This window comes from Bradyrhizobium lablabi (genome assembly GCF_018129385.1).
Taxonomy (GTDB): Bacteria; Pseudomonadota; Alphaproteobacteria; order Rhizobiales; family Xanthobacteraceae; genus Bradyrhizobium; species Bradyrhizobium lablabi_C.
The window spans coordinates 337,852-355,192 of record NZ_JAFCLN010000004.1; the positions used below are offsets into that span (position 1 = coordinate 337,852).

General features: G+C 64.7%; 18 protein-coding genes. 15 read left to right on the forward strand and 3 right to left on the reverse strand.

Annotation, left to right across the window (positions count from 1 at the left end):
* Position 1 precedes the first annotated feature (1 nt).
* Together JQ628_RS11075 and JQ628_RS11080 are read right to left on the reverse strand one after the other, a co-directional pair.
* Complete coding sequence (locus tag JQ628_RS11075; RefSeq protein ID WP_433996124.1) at positions 2-1,339, reverse strand: glycosyltransferase family 87 protein; 1,338 nt, start codon at positions 1,337-1,339, stop codon at positions 2-4.
* Positions 1,339-2,982 (reverse strand): helicase HerA-like domain-containing protein, encoded by a 1,644-nt coding sequence (locus JQ628_RS11080; RefSeq protein ID WP_212222571.1) that lies wholly within the window; start codon positions 2,980-2,982, stop codon positions 1,339-1,341. The genes JQ628_RS11075 and JQ628_RS11080 overlap by 1 nt, the downstream gene beginning before the upstream one ends.
* Before the next feature lie 333 nt (positions 2,983-3,315).
* Between JQ628_RS11080 and JQ628_RS11085 the strand changes: the two genes are divergently transcribed.
* The 10 genes from JQ628_RS11085 to JQ628_RS11130 all read left to right on the forward strand — a co-directional run bounded on the left by JQ628_RS11085 (position 3,316) and on the right by JQ628_RS11130 (position 11,894).
* On the forward strand, positions 3,316-3,681 hold the full coding sequence (locus JQ628_RS11085; protein ID WP_212222572.1) for a DUF2267 domain-containing protein: 366 nt from the start codon (positions 3,316-3,318) through the stop codon (positions 3,679-3,681).
* A 47-nt stretch (positions 3,682-3,728) separates the two neighbouring features.
* Entirely contained in the window at positions 3,729-4,136 is a 408-nt protein-coding gene (locus tag JQ628_RS11090) for a DUF4332 domain-containing protein (protein WP_212222573.1), read from the forward strand.
* 155 nt (positions 4,137-4,291) lie between these two features.
* Positions 4,292-5,149, forward strand: coding sequence for a dihydropteroate synthase (folP, locus tag JQ628_RS11095; protein WP_212222574.1), 858 nt, complete (start codon positions 4,292-4,294; stop codon positions 5,147-5,149).
* Positions 5,146-5,526, forward strand: a complete 381-nt coding sequence (gene folB, locus JQ628_RS11100; protein WP_212222575.1) for a dihydroneopterin aldolase — start codon at positions 5,146-5,148, stop codon at positions 5,524-5,526. Before folP ends, folB begins: the two co-directional genes overlap by 4 nt.
* A 4-nt stretch (positions 5,527-5,530) precedes the next feature.
* Positions 5,531-6,022, forward strand: a complete 492-nt coding sequence (gene folK, locus JQ628_RS11105; protein WP_212222576.1) for a 2-amino-4-hydroxy-6-hydroxymethyldihydropteridine diphosphokinase — start codon at positions 5,531-5,533, stop codon at positions 6,020-6,022.
* 175 nt (positions 6,023-6,197) lie between these two features.
* Positions 6,198-8,063, forward strand: a complete 1,866-nt coding sequence (locus JQ628_RS11110) for a methylmalonyl-CoA mutase family protein (RefSeq protein WP_212222577.1) — start codon at positions 6,198-6,200, stop codon at positions 8,061-8,063.
* Between the two features lie 2 nt (positions 8,064-8,065).
* On the forward strand, positions 8,066-8,530 hold the full coding sequence (locus tag JQ628_RS11115) for a GFA family protein (protein WP_212222578.1): 465 nt from the start codon (positions 8,066-8,068) through the stop codon (positions 8,528-8,530).
* Between the two features lie 30 nt (positions 8,531-8,560).
* Positions 8,561-8,920 carry a hypothetical protein gene (locus JQ628_RS11120; RefSeq protein ID WP_212222579.1) on the forward strand — a complete coding sequence of 120 codons (360 nt, stop codon included), beginning with the start codon at positions 8,561-8,563 and terminating at the stop codon, positions 8,918-8,920.
* Positions 8,917-11,073, forward strand: coding sequence for a methylmalonyl-CoA mutase (scpA, locus tag JQ628_RS11125; RefSeq protein ID WP_212222580.1), 2,157 nt, complete (start codon positions 8,917-8,919; stop codon positions 11,071-11,073). Before JQ628_RS11120 ends, scpA begins: the two co-directional genes overlap by 4 nt.
* A 44-nt stretch (positions 11,074-11,117) precedes the next feature.
* Positions 11,118-11,894 carry a DUF3298 and DUF4163 domain-containing protein gene (locus tag JQ628_RS11130; RefSeq protein ID WP_212222581.1) on the forward strand — a complete coding sequence of 259 codons (777 nt, stop codon included), beginning with the start codon at positions 11,118-11,120 and terminating at the stop codon, positions 11,892-11,894.
* 6 nt (positions 11,895-11,900) lie between these two features.
* On the opposite strand, the gene JQ628_RS11135 is transcribed toward JQ628_RS11130, so the two are convergent.
* Entirely contained in the window at positions 11,901-12,371 is a 471-nt protein-coding gene (locus JQ628_RS11135; protein WP_212222582.1) for an SRPBCC family protein, read from the reverse strand.
* Between the two features lie 204 nt (positions 12,372-12,575).
* Between JQ628_RS11135 and JQ628_RS11140 the strand changes: the two genes are divergently transcribed.
* From JQ628_RS11140 to JQ628_RS11160, 5 genes are read left to right on the forward strand one after another with little or no spacing between them, the layout of a single operon-like run.
* A complete protein-coding gene (locus tag JQ628_RS11140; RefSeq protein ID WP_212222583.1) occupies positions 12,576-13,571 on the forward strand; it encodes a tripartite tricarboxylate transporter substrate binding protein in 996 nt (331 codons plus the stop codon).
* Between the two features lie 47 nt (positions 13,572-13,618).
* Positions 13,619-14,101 carry a tripartite tricarboxylate transporter TctB family protein gene (locus JQ628_RS11145; RefSeq protein WP_212222584.1) on the forward strand — a complete coding sequence of 161 codons (483 nt, stop codon included), beginning with the start codon at positions 13,619-13,621 and terminating at the stop codon, positions 14,099-14,101.
* Positions 14,102-14,105: 4 nt separating this feature from the next.
* Positions 14,106-15,611, forward strand: coding sequence for a tripartite tricarboxylate transporter permease (locus JQ628_RS11150; protein WP_212222585.1), 1,506 nt, complete (start codon positions 14,106-14,108; stop codon positions 15,609-15,611).
* Positions 15,612-15,658: 47 nt separating this feature from the next.
* Positions 15,659-16,651 carry a methylmalonyl Co-A mutase-associated GTPase MeaB gene (gene meaB / locus JQ628_RS11155; protein ID WP_212222586.1) on the forward strand — a complete coding sequence of 331 codons (993 nt, stop codon included), beginning with the start codon at positions 15,659-15,661 and terminating at the stop codon, positions 16,649-16,651.
* The gene (locus JQ628_RS11160; protein ID WP_212222587.1) at positions 16,648-17,301 is read left to right on the forward strand and encodes a pyroglutamyl-peptidase I; all 654 of its coding nucleotides are present in this window, start codon (positions 16,648-16,650) and stop codon (positions 17,299-17,301) included. The genes meaB and JQ628_RS11160 overlap by 4 nt, the downstream gene beginning before the upstream one ends.
* Positions 17,302-17,341 lie beyond the last annotated feature (40 nt).

The window sequence follows — 17,341 nt, forward strand, 5'->3', positions numbered from 1 at the left end:
CTTAATTTGAGGCGCTGACGGCGTCAGGTTGTAGCGCGCCGGACGGCGGAGACAAGACCGGCGGCGGATTGCGCAGGTGCCAGGCGAGCCCCACCGCCAGCACGGCCGTGGCGGCGAGATTGTTGCCATAGGCCTGAATGTCGGTCGGGAACAGCGGCAGCGACAGCAGCATCAGCCCGCCGGCAAGCGCCATCAGGATCCATGTGCCGGCCTGCACACGTGGCCGTGGATCGTAAGCGGCGCGATGGGCGAGGATCGCGATCGGAAAGAACAGCCACATGAAATAGTATTGCCGTGCGAGTGGCGAGGCCACCGTCATCAGGCAGAACAATATGCCGAGCTCTTCTGCGTCCGACCGTTCGGTCCGCCGCGAGGCCGGCGGCATCACCGCGATGAAGCCGAGCCCGATCAAAAGCGAAATCGCGACCACCACATAGTTCGCCGTCTTGAAATCGAAATTGGCGATGTTCATCGTCCGCGGCGGCTTGTTCGGATCGTCCTGATTGTAATTGACCGGCCGCGTCAGGCGGTGCGTCACCGCAATGATCGACTGGTTCACCCACGACCAGTTCTGCTCGTCGCGCTGGCCAAAGCCCTTTTCGGAACTGCTGCCGACCATGCCGCGATACCAGGTCTTCAATTCAGCGGCATTGTGCTCAAAACCGCGAAACGGCGCCGGCACCACGAACAGGAACAGGCCGAGGAACACCAGCGTGCCGGCCGTTGCCTTCCATTGCCGCCGCCACACCAGGTACGGCAGCACCGCGACCGGAAACACCTTGATCGCGGTGGCAAGCGCAAACATGCAGCCGGCCATCCACGGCCGCGCGCGCTGCAACAGCCAGAAGCCGTAGAGCATCATCGCAAGCAGCATGAGGTTCGGCTGGCCGAGATCGAACTGGTCGAAGATGAAGGTGATGGTGGCAAAGCTCGGCAGCGCGAACAGCCATGGCCCCGGGATGCGGCCGGAACCGGTCATCGCATTGGACAACTGGCCGACCATCCACCACGCCGCGGCGTTGAGCAGCGACAGGCTGAGATAGAGCGGAATTTTTCCGAGCCATGCCGGCGGCGCGAGCAGCACGGCCGGCAGGGGCGGATAAATGAACTCAAAGATCTTGCCGAGGTTGGCGGGATAGAGGTCGCCGCCCGACAGCACCTGCTGACCCGCCCAGTACCACAGCGGATAGTCCTTGGTCTTGCCGTGGCCCCAGATTTCCGGAACCAGCACGTCGGCGGTCAGCGCGATGCAGCAGACGATAAAGAGAACGTCGAGCGGATTTCGCAGCGACGGCCACCTCAGCGCAGCCTTTTGGGAGTCGGGAGAAGCGCGCAACACTACCGCCGCAAGATCCCGCCGAGCGCGCCGCGCACCAGCGCGCGGCCGATCGAACCGCCGAGCTGGCCGCCCACCGACTTGCCGATATCGGCCACCACGCCGCCGACCACCTTGTTGGTGACCGAGCGCGTGACATTGCGCGCGATCACCTGGCCGGTGGTCAGCCGGCCGCGCCGGGTGCCGGGGCCGGTACCGAAGATGGTGCCGACGATCGCGCCGAGCTGTCCGAGGATGCCGCCGCCCCCGCCCGCGGCAGCGCCGCCGGCGCCGACTTCATCGGCATCGGCCGCCGTGCCGTCGATCCGCTTCTGAATCATCTCATAGGCGGACTCGGCATCGACAGCGGAATCGTATTTACCTTTCACGGGGCTCTTGCCTATGATCGCCTTGCGCTCCTCCGGCGTGATCGGCCCGATCCGCGCCGACGGCGGCCGGATCATCACACGCTCAACCATGGTCGGTGTGCCGCCGCCTTCGAGGAATGAGACCAGCGCTTCGCCTTTGCCCAGTTCCATGATGACGCGGGCGGTATCGAGCTTCGGATTGGGCCGAAACGTTTGCGCGGCGGCCGCAACCGCCTTCTGGTCGCGCGGCGTGAAGGCGCGCAGCGCATGCTGCACGCGGTTGCCGAGCTGGGCGAGCACCTTGTCCGGCACGTCGATCGGGTTCTGCGTAACGAAATAGACGCCGACGCCCTTGGAGCGGATCAGCCGCACCACCTGCTCGATCTTGTCCATTAGCGCCTTCGGCGCATCGTTGAACAGCAGGTGCGCCTCGTCGAAGAAGAACACCAGTTTCGGTTTCGGCAGGTCGCCGGCCTCCGGCAGTTCCTCGAACAGCTCTGACAGCATCCAGAGCAGGAACGTGGCGTAAAGCCGCGGGCTCTGCATCAGCTTGTCGGCGACGAGGATGTTGACGTAACCGCGCCCGTCGCTGTCGGTCTTCATAAAGTCCTTCAGCGTCAGCGCGGGCTCGCCGAAGAATTTTGTGCCGCCCTGGTTCTCCAGCACCAGAAGCTGACGCTGGATGGTGCCGACCGTCGCCTTGCTGACATTGCCGTAGCTTTGCGCCGCCTTCCGTATCGCTTCCAGCGGATCGTCTTCGTCGTCAGGGCTTTTCTTGCCACCGCGGGGAACGATCGCATCGAGCAGCGAGCGAAGATCCTTCATGTCGATCAGCGTCAGGCCGTTTTCATCCGCGACGCGGAATGCAACGTTGAGCACGCCTTCCTGGACGTCGTTGAGGTCGAGCATGCGCGACAGCAACAGCGGTCCCATTTCCGTCACGGTGGCGCGAACCGGATGGCCCTGCTCGCCGAACACGTCCCAAAACACCGCCGAAAACTGATCGGGCTCGAATTTGAGGCCCATCTCGGTCGCCCGCTTGACCAGAAAGTCCTTGGCCTCGCCCACTTCGGCGATACCGGAGAGGTCTCCCTTGATGTCGGCGGCGAACACCGGCACGCCGGCGCGCGCAAATCCTTCCGCCATCACCTGCAACGTCACCGTCTTGCCGGTTCCCGTGGCTCCGGTGACCAGCCCGTGCCGGTTGGCAAGCGCCAGCGTCAGCCAGGCTGCCTCGTCGCCCTTGCCGATGAAAATCTTGTCTGCTGTATCGGCCATCGTGCTGTCAGACTTAGCCATCGCATCGCCTCTTCGCGCGCCTTAGAAAGGTTCGAACGTCACCTAACACACTTATACTGCATTCCGTCAGTCGATTGAAACCGCCGGAAGGCGTGCTCATCCTGGCGGTCGCGAACGACGCCGCATGCCTACTTTCCTCCAATTCAAGCGAAAAAATCGCCGAGCATTGGCACAATCGCGTGTTCACTCTTGCATTGCTGCAACACTTTGCAATCGATGTAGGGCGATTCGTGATGTTCAAACCCGCCATCGCTTGTAATTCCAAACGCGCAGGCTCAAGATAATTTTCTAAGCAAGGAGCCGGAAAAAGAAGTCGGCTGAGGCGGGGCCAATATGGACGAACTGACGGGGCGGCTGGCCGTGCAGGCCGGCATCGATGGTGCCGTGGCTGAAAAGACCGTCGGCATTATCCTGGATTTCCTTCGCCGCGAAGGTCCTTCCGACAAAGTCCAGGCCTTGATCGACACGATTCCGGGCGCCGAAGCTGCGATCGCGGCTTCAAAAGAAGGCGGCGGCTTCTCCCGGCTGATGGGCGGCGGCTTGATGGCCGTCGGCACGCGGCTGATGGCACTCGGACTGAGTGTCGGCGAGATACAGAACATCGCGCGTGAACTTTTCAGGTTCGGCCGCGACAAAATCGGAGCGGATCAAATGGGCGAGATCATTTCGGGGACGCCGGGGCTCAGCCAGTTCGCTTGACATCCTTGCAGCGCACGCACCTTTTGCATCGGCATTATCGAGTACCCATGACATATTCCCTTTCCGAGATTGAAGGCCTTGGCGCCTACGCTGCTTCGAAATTGAAATCGCTGGGGATACGCACGACGGACGCACTGCTGGAAGCCGCCCGCACCGTGCGGGGGCGAAAAGAACTCTCGGCAAAAACCGGAATCAGCGAGCAGCAACTGCTCGAATGGGCGAACTTTGCCGACCACATGCGGATACCCGGCATGGGCAAGGGCAAGATCGGGCTGATCCGCGCCGCCGGCGTCTCTACCGTGCGCGAGCTCGGCCTGCGCAACCCGGTCCGCCTGGCGCAGAGCATGAAGGAAGCCAATACGAGGCGCAAACTGGTCCACGTGCTTCCTTCCGAAAAGTCGGTCGAGCAGTTGATCGAACGGGCGCGCAAGCTGCCGCCGAAAATCAGCTATTAAAGCATTTTCGAGCGAAAGGCTGCCCCGCACTTGATGCGGGGTGGATACCGGTTCGCGTCAAGAAAACGCGTCAAAAACAATACCCCCGGCCAGACCGCCGTTCGGGACTCTTCCTCCACCTTGACTTGCCGTCACGGACCGCGCAAAGCGACCGCATGATGGCGACCACTTCCAGAACCGCCCCGGCGGGCTCAGTCGGTCATCCGCTGCTGCCGGCCTTGCTGGCGCGGCCCTACCCGGCCGTGATGGGGGTGCTCAACGTCACCCCGGACTCGTTCTCTGACGGCGGCGCTTTCATCGCGCCGGAGAGCGCGCTGGCGCAGACGCGCCGAATGATATCCGAAGGCGCCGACATCATCGATATCGGTGCGGAGTCCACCCGCCCCTATGGCGGCGCGGAGGCGGTCTCGGCCGAAGAAGAAATGCGGCGATTGCAGGGGGTGCTGTCCGAGGTCGTCTCGCTCGGCGTTCCCGTCTCCATCGACAGCATGAAATCGTCTGTTGTGGCCTGGGCGCTCGACCATGGCGCCGTCATCGTCAACGATGTCTGGGGTTTGCAGCGCGACGCGCGTATGGCGCCTATGGTGGCCGAACGCAAGGCGCCCGTCGTCGTCATGCATAACCGCGAGGCTGCCGATCCGACCATCGACATCATGCAGGATATCGCCGCCTTCTTCGCTCGCTCGCTCGAGATCGCGGCGAAGGCCGGCATCGCCACCGACAACATCGTGCTCGATCCCGGCATTGGCTTCGGTAAGACGCCCGAGCAGAGCATGATTGCGCTGGCGCGACTCTCGGAGCTTCGCTCATTCGGCCTGCCCCTTCTGGTCGGCGCGTCGCGAAAACGCTTCATCAGCACGGTGTCGCCATCCGAGCCGCAGCAGCGCCTGGGCGGCTCGATCGCGGCTCATCTGATCGCTGCGCAAGCCGGCGCAAGGATCATCCGGACCCATGACGTGGCCGAAACCGTGCAGGCGCTGCGTGTCGCAGCGGCAATCGAGGAACAGGGATGACCGATACCATCTTCATCAAGGGTCTCGTCATCCATGCCCGCCACGGCGTGATGGAGCACGAGACCGAGGTCGGCCAGCGCTTTGTGATCGATCTCGAGCTCATGTCCGATCTCACGGAATCCTCGCGCTCCGACCACCTGTCCGACACGGTCTCCTATGCGAATGTGGTGACGACCGCGGTCGCTGCCTTCAAGAATACCAACTACAAGCTGTTGGAGCGCGCGGCGGGCGCCGTGGCCGACGCTGTCCTGGCGGCCTTTCCGCGCATCCGCGCCGTCAAGGTCACCGTGCACAAACCGCACGCGCCGATCGCCGCGATCTTCGAGGATGTCGGCGTGGTGCTGACGCGCTCACGGCACCCGCCCGCCCAGGGCTAGCCAAATGGCCAGCGTCCTGATCGCGCTCGGCGGCAATGTCGGCGATGTCCGCGGCACCTTTCCGAAGGCGATCGCAAATATCTGCGGCATGACGCAAGGCGCGCTGGTGGCGCGGTCGTCCGACTACGCCACGCCGCCCTGGGGCGAGGAGAACCAGGCCCGCTTCATCAACGCCTGCATCGAGATCGAGACCCGCCTCGATCCGCATGCGCTGCTGTTCACGCTTCACAAGGTCGAGAAAAAATTCGGTCGCGACCGCGCTGCCGAGACGCGCTGGGGCCCGCGCACCCTCGATCTGGATATGCTGGCTTATGACGACGTCAAACTCGACAAGCCGGAACTGACGCTGCCGCACCCCCGCCTGTTCGAGCGCGCCTTCGTGCTGGTGCCGCTGGCGGAAATTGCGCCGGACCGTGTCATTGCGGGACGCCGTGTCGCAGACGCGCTGGCCGGGCTTTCGACCGACGGTATCGAGCGGCTCCCCGACGTTCCCTAGCGGTGCACCGCAGGGGCTAAACACAAAATCGCGAAAACAACCCCATGCACAGTAGAAAGAGCCCCCGGGGTCGCGGCCGATCTGGCCCGGAAATGGGCCAAAACAGGGTTTGGCTTGGCCGCCGCCACGTGGCAATTTCCGGCCGCAACAAAGAAGATAAAAGCTTTAGGAAACGATGACCTCCACGACTGAAGATCTGGCCCTCGCAGCGGATTTCGCGCCGGCGACCTACGACGACTGGCGCAAGCTGGTCGATGGCGTGCTCAAAGGCGCCCCGTTCGAAAAGCTGGTCGGCAAGACCTATGACGGGATCAGGATCGACCCGATCTATCCGCGCGCAAAGGGCGCCTCTCCTGTCGTCGGCCGTGCGGCTGCGGCGCCCTGGCAGATCATGCAGCGGATCGATCATCCGGACGCCACTCAAGCCAATGCGCAGGCGCTGCACGACCTCGAAAACGGCGCGACCGGGCTGACGCTGGTCTTTGCCGGCGCCAATGGCGCGCACGGCTTTGGGCTCGACCCATCGGCGGAAGCGGTCGAAAAAATCCTCGACGGGATCTTTCTCGATGCCGGCATCGGGATCGAGTTGCAGATCGGCCCGCAATCGCGGATGGCCGCCATCCATGTCGCCGAATATGTCAAGCGCAAGGGCATCCCGCCCGCGGCCTGCGATATCCGCTTCGGCCTCGATCCGCTCGGCGCCGGCGCTGCCTGGGGCTTTAGCCCCTATGCCTGGGCCGACATCGTGCCCGCGGTGACGAGCGCGGTGAAGGGCCTCGCGGCCGCGGGCTTCAAGGGACCGTTTGCCGCCGCCGACGGCCGCGTGATCCATGATGCCGGCGGCTCGGAAGTGCAGGAGCTGGCCTTCGTGCTCGCCTGTGGCCTCGCCTATCTGCGCGCGATCGAACAATCCGGCATTGCGCTGGAAGACGCGCAAGGCATGGTCTATGCGCGACTTGCCGCGGATGCCGATCAATTCCTGACGCTGGCCAAATTCCGCGCGTTGCGGCTTTTGTGGGCGCGGATCGAGAAGGCCAGCGGCCTTGCACCAAAGCCGCTGTTCATCGCGGCCGACACGTCGTGGCGGATGCTGACCCAGCGCGATGCCTATGTGAACATGCTGCGCGCGACCATGGCGACGTTCTCGGCCGGCCTCGGCGGCGCCAATGCGATCACGGTGCTGCCGCATACGCTGGCGCTCGGCCTGCCCGACCCGTTCGCGCGGCGCGTGGCGCGCAACACCCAGCTCGTGCTGCTGGAAGAATCCAATCTCGCCAAGGTCGCCGATCCCGCCGCCGGCTCCGGCGGCATCGAGGCGCTGACGCGCGAACTCTGCGAAGCGGCGTGGGCGCTGTTCCAGGAGACCGAAAAGGCCGGCGGCATTTTTGCCGCGCTGGAGCAGAACCTGCTCCAGCCAAAGGTTGCCGCGACCCGCAAGGCGCGCGAGGCCAACATTGCCAAACGCCGCGACGTGCTGACCGGCGCCAGCGAATTTCCGAACCTGCGCGAGGCCGATGCTCCGGTGCTGCCGGCCAAGCCGATCGAGCTTGCGCCCTATGGCAAAGCGAAATTCAAGTTCGATCCGCTGCCGCCGATGCGACTCGCCGCCCCCTTCGAGGCTCTGCGTGACAAGTCCGACGCGATGCTGAAGAAATCGGGCGCGCGGCCAAAAGTGTTTCTCGCCAATCTCGGCACTGCCGCCGACTTCACCGCGCGTGCCACGTTTGCAAAAAGCTTCTTCGAGACCGGCGGCATCGAGGCGATCGACAACGAGGGATTTTCTGATGCCGGCACGCTCGCTGCCGCCTTCAAGGCGTCCGGCGCGGGCGTGGCCTGCCTGTGCTCGTCCGACAAAGTCTACGCCGCGCAGGCAGAGGCCGCTGCGCGGGCCCTTCAAGGCGCGGGCGCAAGGCATATCTATCTGGCAGGCCGCCCGGGCGAGCAGGAACCGGCGTTTCGTGCCGCGGGCGTGAACGATTTTGTCTTCGCCGGCGGCGATGCGCTGGCAGCGTTGCAGGAAGCCTGGCGGCGAATGGAGTGAGCATGAGCGCGGACCGAAAGCCTGTTCTCACCGGAGGCTGCCAGTGCGGCGCCGTGCGCTTTGCGGTCTATGCAAGCCCGGTGCGGATCGGGCTTTGCCATTGCCGGATGTGCCAGAAGGCGGTCGGCGGTCCCTTCATTTCGCTGGCCGAAGTCAAGCACGAGGATTTTGCCTGGACCCGCGGCAAGCCAGGATCGTTCCGTTCGTCGACCATCGCCGAGCGCGATTTCTGCGCCGCCTGCGGAACGCCGCTGAGCTACCGCCAGATCGGCGGCCCGGTGATCGAGCTCACCACCGGCAGTTTCGACCGCCCCGACCGCGTCGTTCCGACCTACGCCACGGGAACCGAATCCCATCTTTCGTGGGTCGGCCGCATCGCCAGCCTGCCCGGCAAGAGCACGCTGGAACTAGCAGGCGCCGAAACGCTCGGCCGTATCGTCAGCCACCAGCATCCGGACCATGAATGAGGATTGGCGCCAACCTCGTGAGCACGCACCATGCCCGACCAGAACGAACTGGCTCAACTCGAAGCGGAGCGCGACCGGCTGCTGTCCATGATCGCGTACCACAACGGGCCGTTCTATCGAATGAGTTCAGCGGCGCAGACGCCGGTATGGTTTTTCGTCATTGCGGCGATCATCATCTGCGCGGTCGGAATTGCCATGGTCGCGGGGGTTTTCGCCGGCCAGATTTCCGCTTCCGACTTCCTTTTGCTGGTAGTGTGCCTGCCACTGTTGGCGTACTTTGCATCACGGCTGACAGGGGTGTTGGACCAGCCGGCTGGAGAGCCCCAGGTCCGTCAGCGTCTTGCCGAATGTGAGGCCCGAATAATGAAATTGAAGGAAGGCCGCCCGTGAGCAGAATTCCCAATTTCGCCGATATCGCGTTTGAGCACGTTGCCGCGGCTATGCCCGCCGGCAGCGCCGAGCCGTGGCTGACGCCTGAGGGTATTCCGGTCAAACCCGGCTACAGCGAAACGGACCTCGGCGGCATCGATTTCCTTGAGACCTGGCCGGGCACGGCGCCCTATCTGCGCGGCCCCTACCCGACCATGTATGTCAACCAGCCCTGGACCATCCGGCAATATGCCGGCTTCTCCACGGCGGAAGATTCCAACGCGTTTTATCGCCGCAATCTCGCCGCCGGGCAAAAGGGCCTGTCGGTCGCCTTCGATCTCGCCACCCATCGCGGCTATGATTCCGATCATCCGCGCGTCTCCGGCGACGTCGGCATGGCAGGTGTGGCGATCGATTCCATCTACGACATGCGCACGCTGTTTGCGGGTATCCCGCTCGACCAGATGAGCGTGTCGATGACCATGAACGGCGCGGTGCTGCCGATTCTCGCGCTGTTCGTCGCGGCCGCCGAGGAACAGGGCGTGCCGCCGGAAAAACTGTCGGGCACCATTCAGAACGATATTCTGAAAGAGTTCATGGTGCGCAACACCTATATCTATCCGCCCGCGCCCTCGATGCGGATCATCTCCGACATCTTTGCGTTCACCTCGCAGCGGATGCCGAAATACAATTCCATTTCCATTTCCGGCTATCACATGCAGGAGGCCGGCGCGACGCAGGACCTCGAGCTCGCCTATACGCTGGCCGACGGCGTCGAATATCTCCGCGCCGGTCTTGCCGCCGGGCTCGACGTCGACCGCTTTGCCCCGCGACTGTCGTTCTTCTGGGCGATCGGCATGAACTTTTTCATGGAAGTCGCCAAGATGCGCGCGGCGCGGCTGCTGTGGGCAAAGCTGCTAAAACCGTTCAATCCGAAGGACCCGCGTTCGCTGTCGCTGCGCACGCATTGCCAGACTTCCGGCTGGTCGCTGACCGCGCAGGACGTCTTCAACAATGTGATGCGCACCACCATCGAGGCGATGGCGGCGACGCAAGGCCACACCCAGTCGCTGCACACCAATGCGCTCGACGAAGCGCTGGCGCTGCCGACGGATTTTTCCGCCCGCATCGCCCGCAACACGCAGCTCTTCCTCCAGCAGGAGAGCGGCACCAACCGGATCATCGATCCCTGGGGCGGCTCCTACTATGTCGAGCGGCTGACGCGCGATCTCGCGCAAAAGGCCTGGGGCCATATCCAGGAAGTCGAGGAGCTCGGCGGCATGGCGAAAGCCATCGAGGCCGGGGTGCCAAAGCTGCGCATTGAAGAGGCGTCCGCCAAGACGCAGGCGCGGATCGATGCCGGCAAGCAGGCGGTGATCGGCGTCAACAAGTACAAGCCGACAGACGAGGCGCCGATCGAAATCCTGAAGGTCGAGAACTCTACCGTGCGGCGCCTACAGGTCGACAAGCTGAAGCGGCTGCGCTCCGAGCGCGACCAGAAGGAAGTGGATCAGGCGCTCGCCGCGCTGACCCGCAGCGCCGGCGAAGGCAACGGCAACCTGCTGGCGCTGGCGATCGACGCGGCGCGCGCCAAGGCCACGGTGGGCGAAATCTCCGACGCGATGGAAAAGGTCTTCGGCCGTCACCGCGCCGAGATCAAGTCCATCACCGGCGTCTACAAGCGGGAGGCGTCCGCCATGTCGGACAAGGTTGGAAAAGTGCAGGCGCTGATCGATGCCTTCGAGGAAGCGGAAGGCCGCCGCCCGCGCATCCTCGTCGCAAAAATCGGCCAGGACGGCCACGACCGCGGCCAGAAGGTGATCGCATCGGCCTTCGCCGATGTCGGCTTCGACGTCGATATCGGACCGCTGTTTGCCACTGCCGAGGAAGCCGCGCGCCAGGCCGTCGAGAACGACGTGCATATTCTGGGCGTCTCGTCGCTGGCCGCCGCCCACCTCACCGCGGTGCCCGAGCTGAAGGCCGCGCTGAAAAAGCATGGCCGCGAGGACATCATGATCATCATCGGCGGCGTGGTGCCGCCGCAGGATTACGATGCGCTCTACAAGGCCGGCGCCGAAGCCATCTTCCCGCCCGGCACCGTGATCTCGGACGCCGCCGAAGAGCTGATCCACAAGCTCAACGCGCGCTTGGGGCACAGCGAGGCGGCGGAGTAGTCCGGCTCTTTTTCAAAGGATCCTCCTTGCGCAACTCTGTGTTCATGACAGCCCGGAGCGCTGGCTTTGCGGGCGCGATTGCGTGCGCGGCGGCGCTCAGCAGTGCCCTCGCCGCCGAGACCAAGCCGGACTTCGCCATCACGACCAAGATTGTCGAGATCGGCGTCACGCTCGATCCTAAAATCAAGGCTGATCCGGCGCTGGCAGCCGATTGCCTTGCGGAAGGCAAGAGGTGGGCTGCCGCACGCCGGGCCGAGGCCGAGAAGGAGCGCAAGCAGGACCCCGAAATGTTTCGCAAAGCGTGGGCGTATGATCGAAAATACGAAACTCGCTCGGTGGTGGATGGCCGCTATGTCAGCATCATCAGGGGCGACTACCAATATATGGGCGGGGCGCATCCCAACACTTCGTCCAACACGATCCTGTGGGACAGATCGCTGGGCAAGCGCATCAGCATCCGTCCGTTCTTCACCGAAACAGCCGACAGCGGCCCGACGCTGAAAGCGATGCGGCAAGCCGTCATCGCCTCGCTCAAGGAAGAGAAAAAGGCGCGCGGCGCGGAAGGCCTCGATACGGACGCCATCGAAGGCATCGAGCCAAAACTGCTCAAGATCGGGCCGGTTGCGCTGGCGCCGTCGACCGAGGAAGGCAAGAGCTCCGGCCTCAACTTCTACTACGATCCTTACGCGGTCGGCTCCTACGCCGAAGGCGCGTATGTCGCCTTCGTGCCTTGGGAAATGCTGAAGCCGTATCTCACGCCGGAGGGGGCCAAAATCTTCGGCGGCGCGCGGCCAAAGGACGATGTCGAAGCGACGCGGTGAACGCCCTCACCCCGCCCGCCGCGCCAATGCCCTCGCCAGCGAATTCGTCCACTCCGGAATCCATGACTGGAACAGCGTGCGCCAGCGCTCGGCATCCTGCGGCGCCGGATCGAGTGCAACCGACCATTCGATGAAGGTGCGGTTGCCGTCGGTGATGCGCGTGAGCTGCATGGTGCCTTCGTAAGGCGTCGGCGACACCGCGCCCTGCGCATCGCCTGTCGGAAACGGCAGCGGCTCGATGCCGGCATAGGTCAGCAGATGGTCGTCGTCGGAATGCACGGCGAGGCGCTGGCGCACCCAGTTGCCGAGATAGCAGAAGCGCCTGATGGCGCCGACCTCGTCGCCACGCCTGTCGTCCTCGATCGCACTTTCGCTGACGCCTTCGATATAGGCGGGATAGTTGTTGAAATCGCGGATCAGCGACCACACGGCCTCGATCGGGTGGTCAAGCACGGTGCTGTAGCAGGCGGTGGTCATGGTGCTCTCCAGATTTGCTTGCTCCGATATGCAGCCGCTAACGCAGAAAACCCACCCGGTTTCCGATCAGGCGAAAGGAGCCGATGCGCACCGATTGGGCATCGGCTGCCTGCGACACCGTGCCTTGCGAGCCCAGCACAAAGCCGCCTAGAATGACGCATCACAAGAGCGCCCGACGTCACGGGCGCCGCAGGGGAGAACGCCATGTCCAGGAAGATTTCGCGCCGCGCTTTTGCGGCTTCATCCGCAGCCGCGGCGGCCGTCGCAGGACTGGGTCTCAAGCCGGCATCCGCGCAGGCCTATCCGTCGCGCCCCGTCACCGTGATCGTGCCGTGGGGCGCGGGCGGCGGAACCGATGCCACTGCGCGCATTGTGGCGGCACTGCTGGAGAAGGACCTCGGCCAGCCCTTCAACGTCGTCAACCGCACCGGCGGCTCCGGCGTGGTCGGCCATTCCGCGATCGCGACCGCCCAGCCCGACGGCTACACCATCGGCATGCTGACGGTGGAAATCTCGATGATGCACTGGCAGGGCCTGACCGAGCTTGCTCCCAAGAGCTACACGCCGCTTGCGCTGATGAACGAGGACCCGCCGGGCATCCAGGTCTCTTCGACCTCGCCCTACAAAACGGTGAAGGAACTCGCCGACGCGATCAAGGCCGCGCCTGCCGGCAAGCTGAAGGCGTCCGGCACCGGCCAGGGCGGCATCTGGCACCTCGCGCTGGTCGGCTGGCTACAGGCGATGGGGCTCCCCGCCAACCATGTCGCCTGGGTGCCGTCGAACGGCGCCGCGCCCGCCATGCAGGATCTCGCCGCCGGCGGCCTTGACCTGACCACCTGCTCGGTGCCGGAGGCCCGCGCGATCATCGAGGCCGGCAAGGCGCGCAGCCTCGCCATCATGGCGCCTGCGCGCAATCCCGCCTTCCCGGACGTACCGACGCTGAAGGAATCGATGGGCATCGACTATGCGACCGGCGCCTGGCGCGGCATCGCCGGCCCCAAGGGCCTGCCCGCCGACGTCTCCGCAAAGCTGACCGCATCCCTGAAGAAGGTTTACGACTCCAAGGAATTCAAGGATTTCATGAGCAACCGCGGCTTCGGCACCGTGTGGGGCAACGCGGCCGAGTTCGCGGCCTTCATGGACAAGGGCGACGCCCAGATGGGCGTGGCGATGAAGGCGGCCGGCCTGTCGAAAGTATAAATCCGTTTCGGCGGCTTTCTTCTCTTCGAAGCGGACAGGATTCCTTCATGCGTCTTCCCGATAGCGTCACGGGATTGTTTCTCGTTGGCCTCGGTGCGGCCGCCGCCTATGGCGGCTGGCAGTTGCCGCCCGTGCCAGGCCAGCCGGTCGGCCCCAATGTCTTTCCGCTGGTGATCGGCAGCGGGCTCGCACTCTGCGGGCTCGCGATCGCCTTTGGCATCGGCCGCACCTTCGAAGAGGAAGAGGAGATCATCCCGGTCGAGGGCGAGAAGCCCAAGCCGCAGAGCAAGCTTTATGGGCTGCGCGCCCTGCTGCCGCCGGCGCTGCTGCTCTTCTACGTGGCGGTGGCCGAACGCGTCGGGTTCATCATCACGGCAGCGATTATCGTCTTTGTCACCTCGACGGCGCTTGGCGCACGATGGCGGCTGGCACTTCCGCTCGCGGTGCTGGCCCCGATCGTCGTCCACCTCATCTTCAGCAAGCTGTTGCGCGTGCCGCTTCCGATCGGGCTGCTGCCCATGCCCTGGTGAAACGATGTTCAACACCCTGATGCAGGCGTTCAGCCTGATCTCGACATGGGAAGTCATTATCGCGATGCTGGCGGCATCGGTGTACGGGCTCGTGATCGGCTCGCTGCCCGGGCTCTCCGCGACGATGGCGACGGCGCTGCTCGTCCCCGTCACATTCTACCTTTCTCCGATCGCCGCGATTGCCGTGATCGTGGCGGCGTCCACGATGGCGATCTTTTCCGGCGACATTCCGGGCGCGCTGCTGCGCATCCCCGGCACGCCCGCCTCGGCGGCTTACGCGGATGAAGCCTATGCCATGACCCGCAAGGGCGAGGCCGAACTCGCGCTTGGCGCCGGCGTCTGGTTCTCCGCGGTCGGCGGCATCGCCGGCACGCTTTCGCTGATGATCCTGGCGCCGCCGCTCGCCGAGATCGCGCTATCGTTCTCGACCTTCGAATATTTCTGGCTCGCCTTCCTCGGCCTGATGTGCGCCACGCTGGTGGCGCGTTCCTCGCCGGTAAAAGCCATCGCCAGCATGTTCATCGGCCTTCTGGTGGCGTGCGTCGGCATCGAAAATCCCGGCGGCGTCCCGCGCTTCACTTTTGGAGTTACTGATCTGTTCGGCGGCATCGAGCCGATCCCGGCGCTGGTCGGCGTGTTCGCGGTCGCGCAGGTGATGCGCGCGATGCTGACGCCGGAGCCGCCGCCGATCCCGCGCCGCAAGTTCGGCAGCATCCTGGCGGGGCAATGGACGCTGACAAAGAAATATCACTGGCAGATGACGCGCGGAAATATCATCGGCATCATCATCGGCGTGCTGCCGGGCGCCGGCGCCGACATGGCTGCCTGGGTCAGCTATGCCATGTCGAAGCGCTTTTCCAAGGAACCTGAGAAGTTCGGCACCGGCCATGTCGAGGGTCTGGTGGAGGCCGGCGCCAGCAACAATGCCAGCATCGCCTCGGGCTGGGTGCCCTCGCTGCTGTTCGGCATTCCCGGCGACACCATCGCCGCGATCGCGATCGGCGTGCTCTACATGAAGGGCCTCAACCCCGGCCCGACGCTGTTCACCGAAAAAGCGTCGAGCATGTACGCGATCTATCTGATGTTCATCATCGCCAACATCCTGATGATCCCGCTCGGCATCGTCATGATTCGACTCGCAGCGTTCGTGCTGCGCGCACCGCGCTCCAGCGTGATGCCGGTCATCATGCTGTGCTGCGCCGTCGGCTCGTTCGCGATCGGCAACAACACGTTCGGCGTCGTGACGGTCGCGACCTTCGGCGTGATCGGCTACGTCATGGAGGAGAACGGCTACCCGGTCGCCGCCATGGTGCTCGGCATCGTCATGGGCACCATGGTGGAGCAGGCCTTTGTCACCTCGCTGATCAAATCCGACGGCAGCATTTTGCCGTTCTTCGAGCGGCCCATTGCGGCGATCCTCGCCGCGATGGCGATCGGCGCGTTGATGTGGCCCGTGCTGGTCTGGATCGGCCGGCGGCTGAAGCGGCCGTCGCCGGCCCCGGCGGAGTGAGGGCGCGGCCCCTCGCCTGCCGCGCCCAGCCGTTGTAAACGGAAGGCATGCCCTCGCCAAAAAGCTCTTCCGCCGACATCAAAACCCTCGCCAAGGACCTCCGCGCCGGCAGCCGCGCGGCGCTGGCGCGGGCGATCACGCTGATCGAGAGCCGGCGCGCCGATCACCAGGCCGCAGCGCGCGAACTGGTGCAGGCGCTGCTGGCCGATACCGGCAAGGCGATCCGCGTCGGCATCACGGGCTCGCCCGGCGTCGGCAAGTCCACCACCATCGATGCGCTCGGCATGTTTTTGATCGAGCGCGGCCACAAGGTGGCGGTGCTGGCGGTCGACCCTTCGTCCGCGCGCACCGGCGGCTCGATCCTCGGCGACAAGACGCGGATGGCGCGGCTTTCGGCTTCCGACCACGCCTATATCCGCCCCTCGCCTTCGTCCGGCACGCTCGGCGGCGTCGCCGCAAAAACGCGCGAGGCGATGCTGCTGTGCGAGGCCGCCGGCTTCGACGTCGTGCTGGTGGAAACCGTCGGCATCGGCCAGTCCGAAACCGCGGTCTGCGACATGACCGATTTCTTTCTGGCTCTGATGCTGCCGGGCGCCGGCGACGAATTGCAGGGCATCAAGAAGGGCCTCGTCGAGCTCGCCGACATGATCGCGATCAACAAGGCTGACGGCGACAACGTCAAGCGCGCCAACCACGCGGCCGCCGACTATCGCAGCGCGCTGCACATCCTCACGCCGCGGTCGGAGCACTGGCATCCGCCGGTCGTCACCTATTCTGCGCTGACCGGCAAAGGCCTGGATGAGCTCTGGCAAAAAATCCTGGATCATCGCACGGCGATGAATGCTTCCGGAGAGTTCGCTGCACGGCGGCGTGAGCAGCAGGTGAAATGGATGTGGTCGATGCTGGAGCAGCGGATGATGGCCCGGCTGCGCTCGGACGCGGCGATCCGCGCCAAGGTGAAGAAGGCCGAGGCCGACGTCGCCGACGGCCGCATCTCGCCGGCGGTCGCCGCCGAGCAGCTCGCGGAGATGCTGCGGTGAGCGGCAAGCTACGCGTGCTCGTCACCGGCTTCGGCCCGTTTCCCGGTGCGCCCTTCAATCCGACGCAGCCGCTGGTGGCGCGGCTGACAAGGCTGCGCCGGCCGGCGTTCGACGACATCGAATTCTCAAGCCACATCTTTCCGGTGACTTACAAGGCGGTCGACCGCGAATTGCCGGGGCTGCTGAAACAGCATCGCCCGCAGGCGCTGTTGATGTTCGGCCTTGCCGCGCGCACCGCGCACATGCGGGTCGAGACCCGCGCCCGCAACGCCGTCACCATGCTGTGGCCGGATGCGGCGCAGAGCCGCTCGCGCAAGGGCTCGATCGCGTCAGGCGCGGATGCCGCGATGTTCGGCCCGCACACCGCAAAACTGCTGCGCGCCGCACGCGCCACCGGCATCGACGCACGGGCCTCCCGCGATGCCGGCGCGTATCTGTGCAACTATCTGAGCTGGCGCGCGATCGAGGCGGTCGATGGTAATGACGATCTTCATCTGTCCGCGTTCGTGCACATCCCGCTGCTCCCGCGCGACAGCGCATCAATGCGCAAGGGCAACGCGCGCATCACGCTGGAAGAGCTGGTCGATGCCGGCGAAGCGATGCTGCTGGAGATGGTGAAGCTGACGCGCGGCGCGGTGCGGTCCGCATAGTCTTCGTAGGATGGGTAGAGCGAAGCGAAACCCATCAACT

Coding starts and splice junctions, on each gene's coding strand:
- folP (WP_212222574.1), top strand. CDS start 4,292: ATGATGGCGACCACTTCCAGAACCGCCCCGGCGGGCTCAGTCGGTCAT.
- JQ628_RS11080 (WP_212222571.1), bottom strand. CDS start 2,982: ATGGCTAAGTCTGACAGCACGATGGCCGATACAGCAGACAAGATTTTC.
- JQ628_RS11145 (WP_212222584.1), top strand. CDS start 13,619: ATGCGTCTTCCCGATAGCGTCACGGGATTGTTTCTCGTTGGCCTCGGT.
- folK (WP_212222576.1), top strand. CDS start 5,531: ATGGCCAGCGTCCTGATCGCGCTCGGCGGCAATGTCGGCGATGTCCGC.
- JQ628_RS11090 (WP_212222573.1), top strand. CDS start 3,729: ATGACATATTCCCTTTCCGAGATTGAAGGCCTTGGCGCCTACGCTGCT.
- JQ628_RS11130 (WP_212222581.1), top strand. CDS start 11,118: ATGACAGCCCGGAGCGCTGGCTTTGCGGGCGCGATTGCGTGCGCGGCG.
- meaB (WP_212222586.1), top strand. CDS start 15,659: ATGCCCTCGCCAAAAAGCTCTTCCGCCGACATCAAAACCCTCGCCAAG.
- JQ628_RS11110 (WP_212222577.1), top strand. CDS start 6,198: ATGACCTCCACGACTGAAGATCTGGCCCTCGCAGCGGATTTCGCGCCG.
- JQ628_RS11115 (WP_212222578.1), top strand. CDS start 8,066: ATGAGCGCGGACCGAAAGCCTGTTCTCACCGGAGGCTGCCAGTGCGGC.
- JQ628_RS11150 (WP_212222585.1), top strand. CDS start 14,106: ATGTTCAACACCCTGATGCAGGCGTTCAGCCTGATCTCGACATGGGAA.
- JQ628_RS11120 (WP_212222579.1), top strand. CDS start 8,561: ATGCCCGACCAGAACGAACTGGCTCAACTCGAAGCGGAGCGCGACCGG.
- JQ628_RS11085 (WP_212222572.1), top strand. CDS start 3,316: ATGGACGAACTGACGGGGCGGCTGGCCGTGCAGGCCGGCATCGATGGT.
- JQ628_RS11140 (WP_212222583.1), top strand. CDS start 12,576: ATGTCCAGGAAGATTTCGCGCCGCGCTTTTGCGGCTTCATCCGCAGCC.
- JQ628_RS11135 (WP_212222582.1), bottom strand. CDS start 12,371: ATGACCACCGCCTGCTACAGCACCGTGCTTGACCACCCGATCGAGGCC.
- folB (WP_212222575.1), top strand. CDS start 5,146: ATGACCGATACCATCTTCATCAAGGGTCTCGTCATCCATGCCCGCCAC.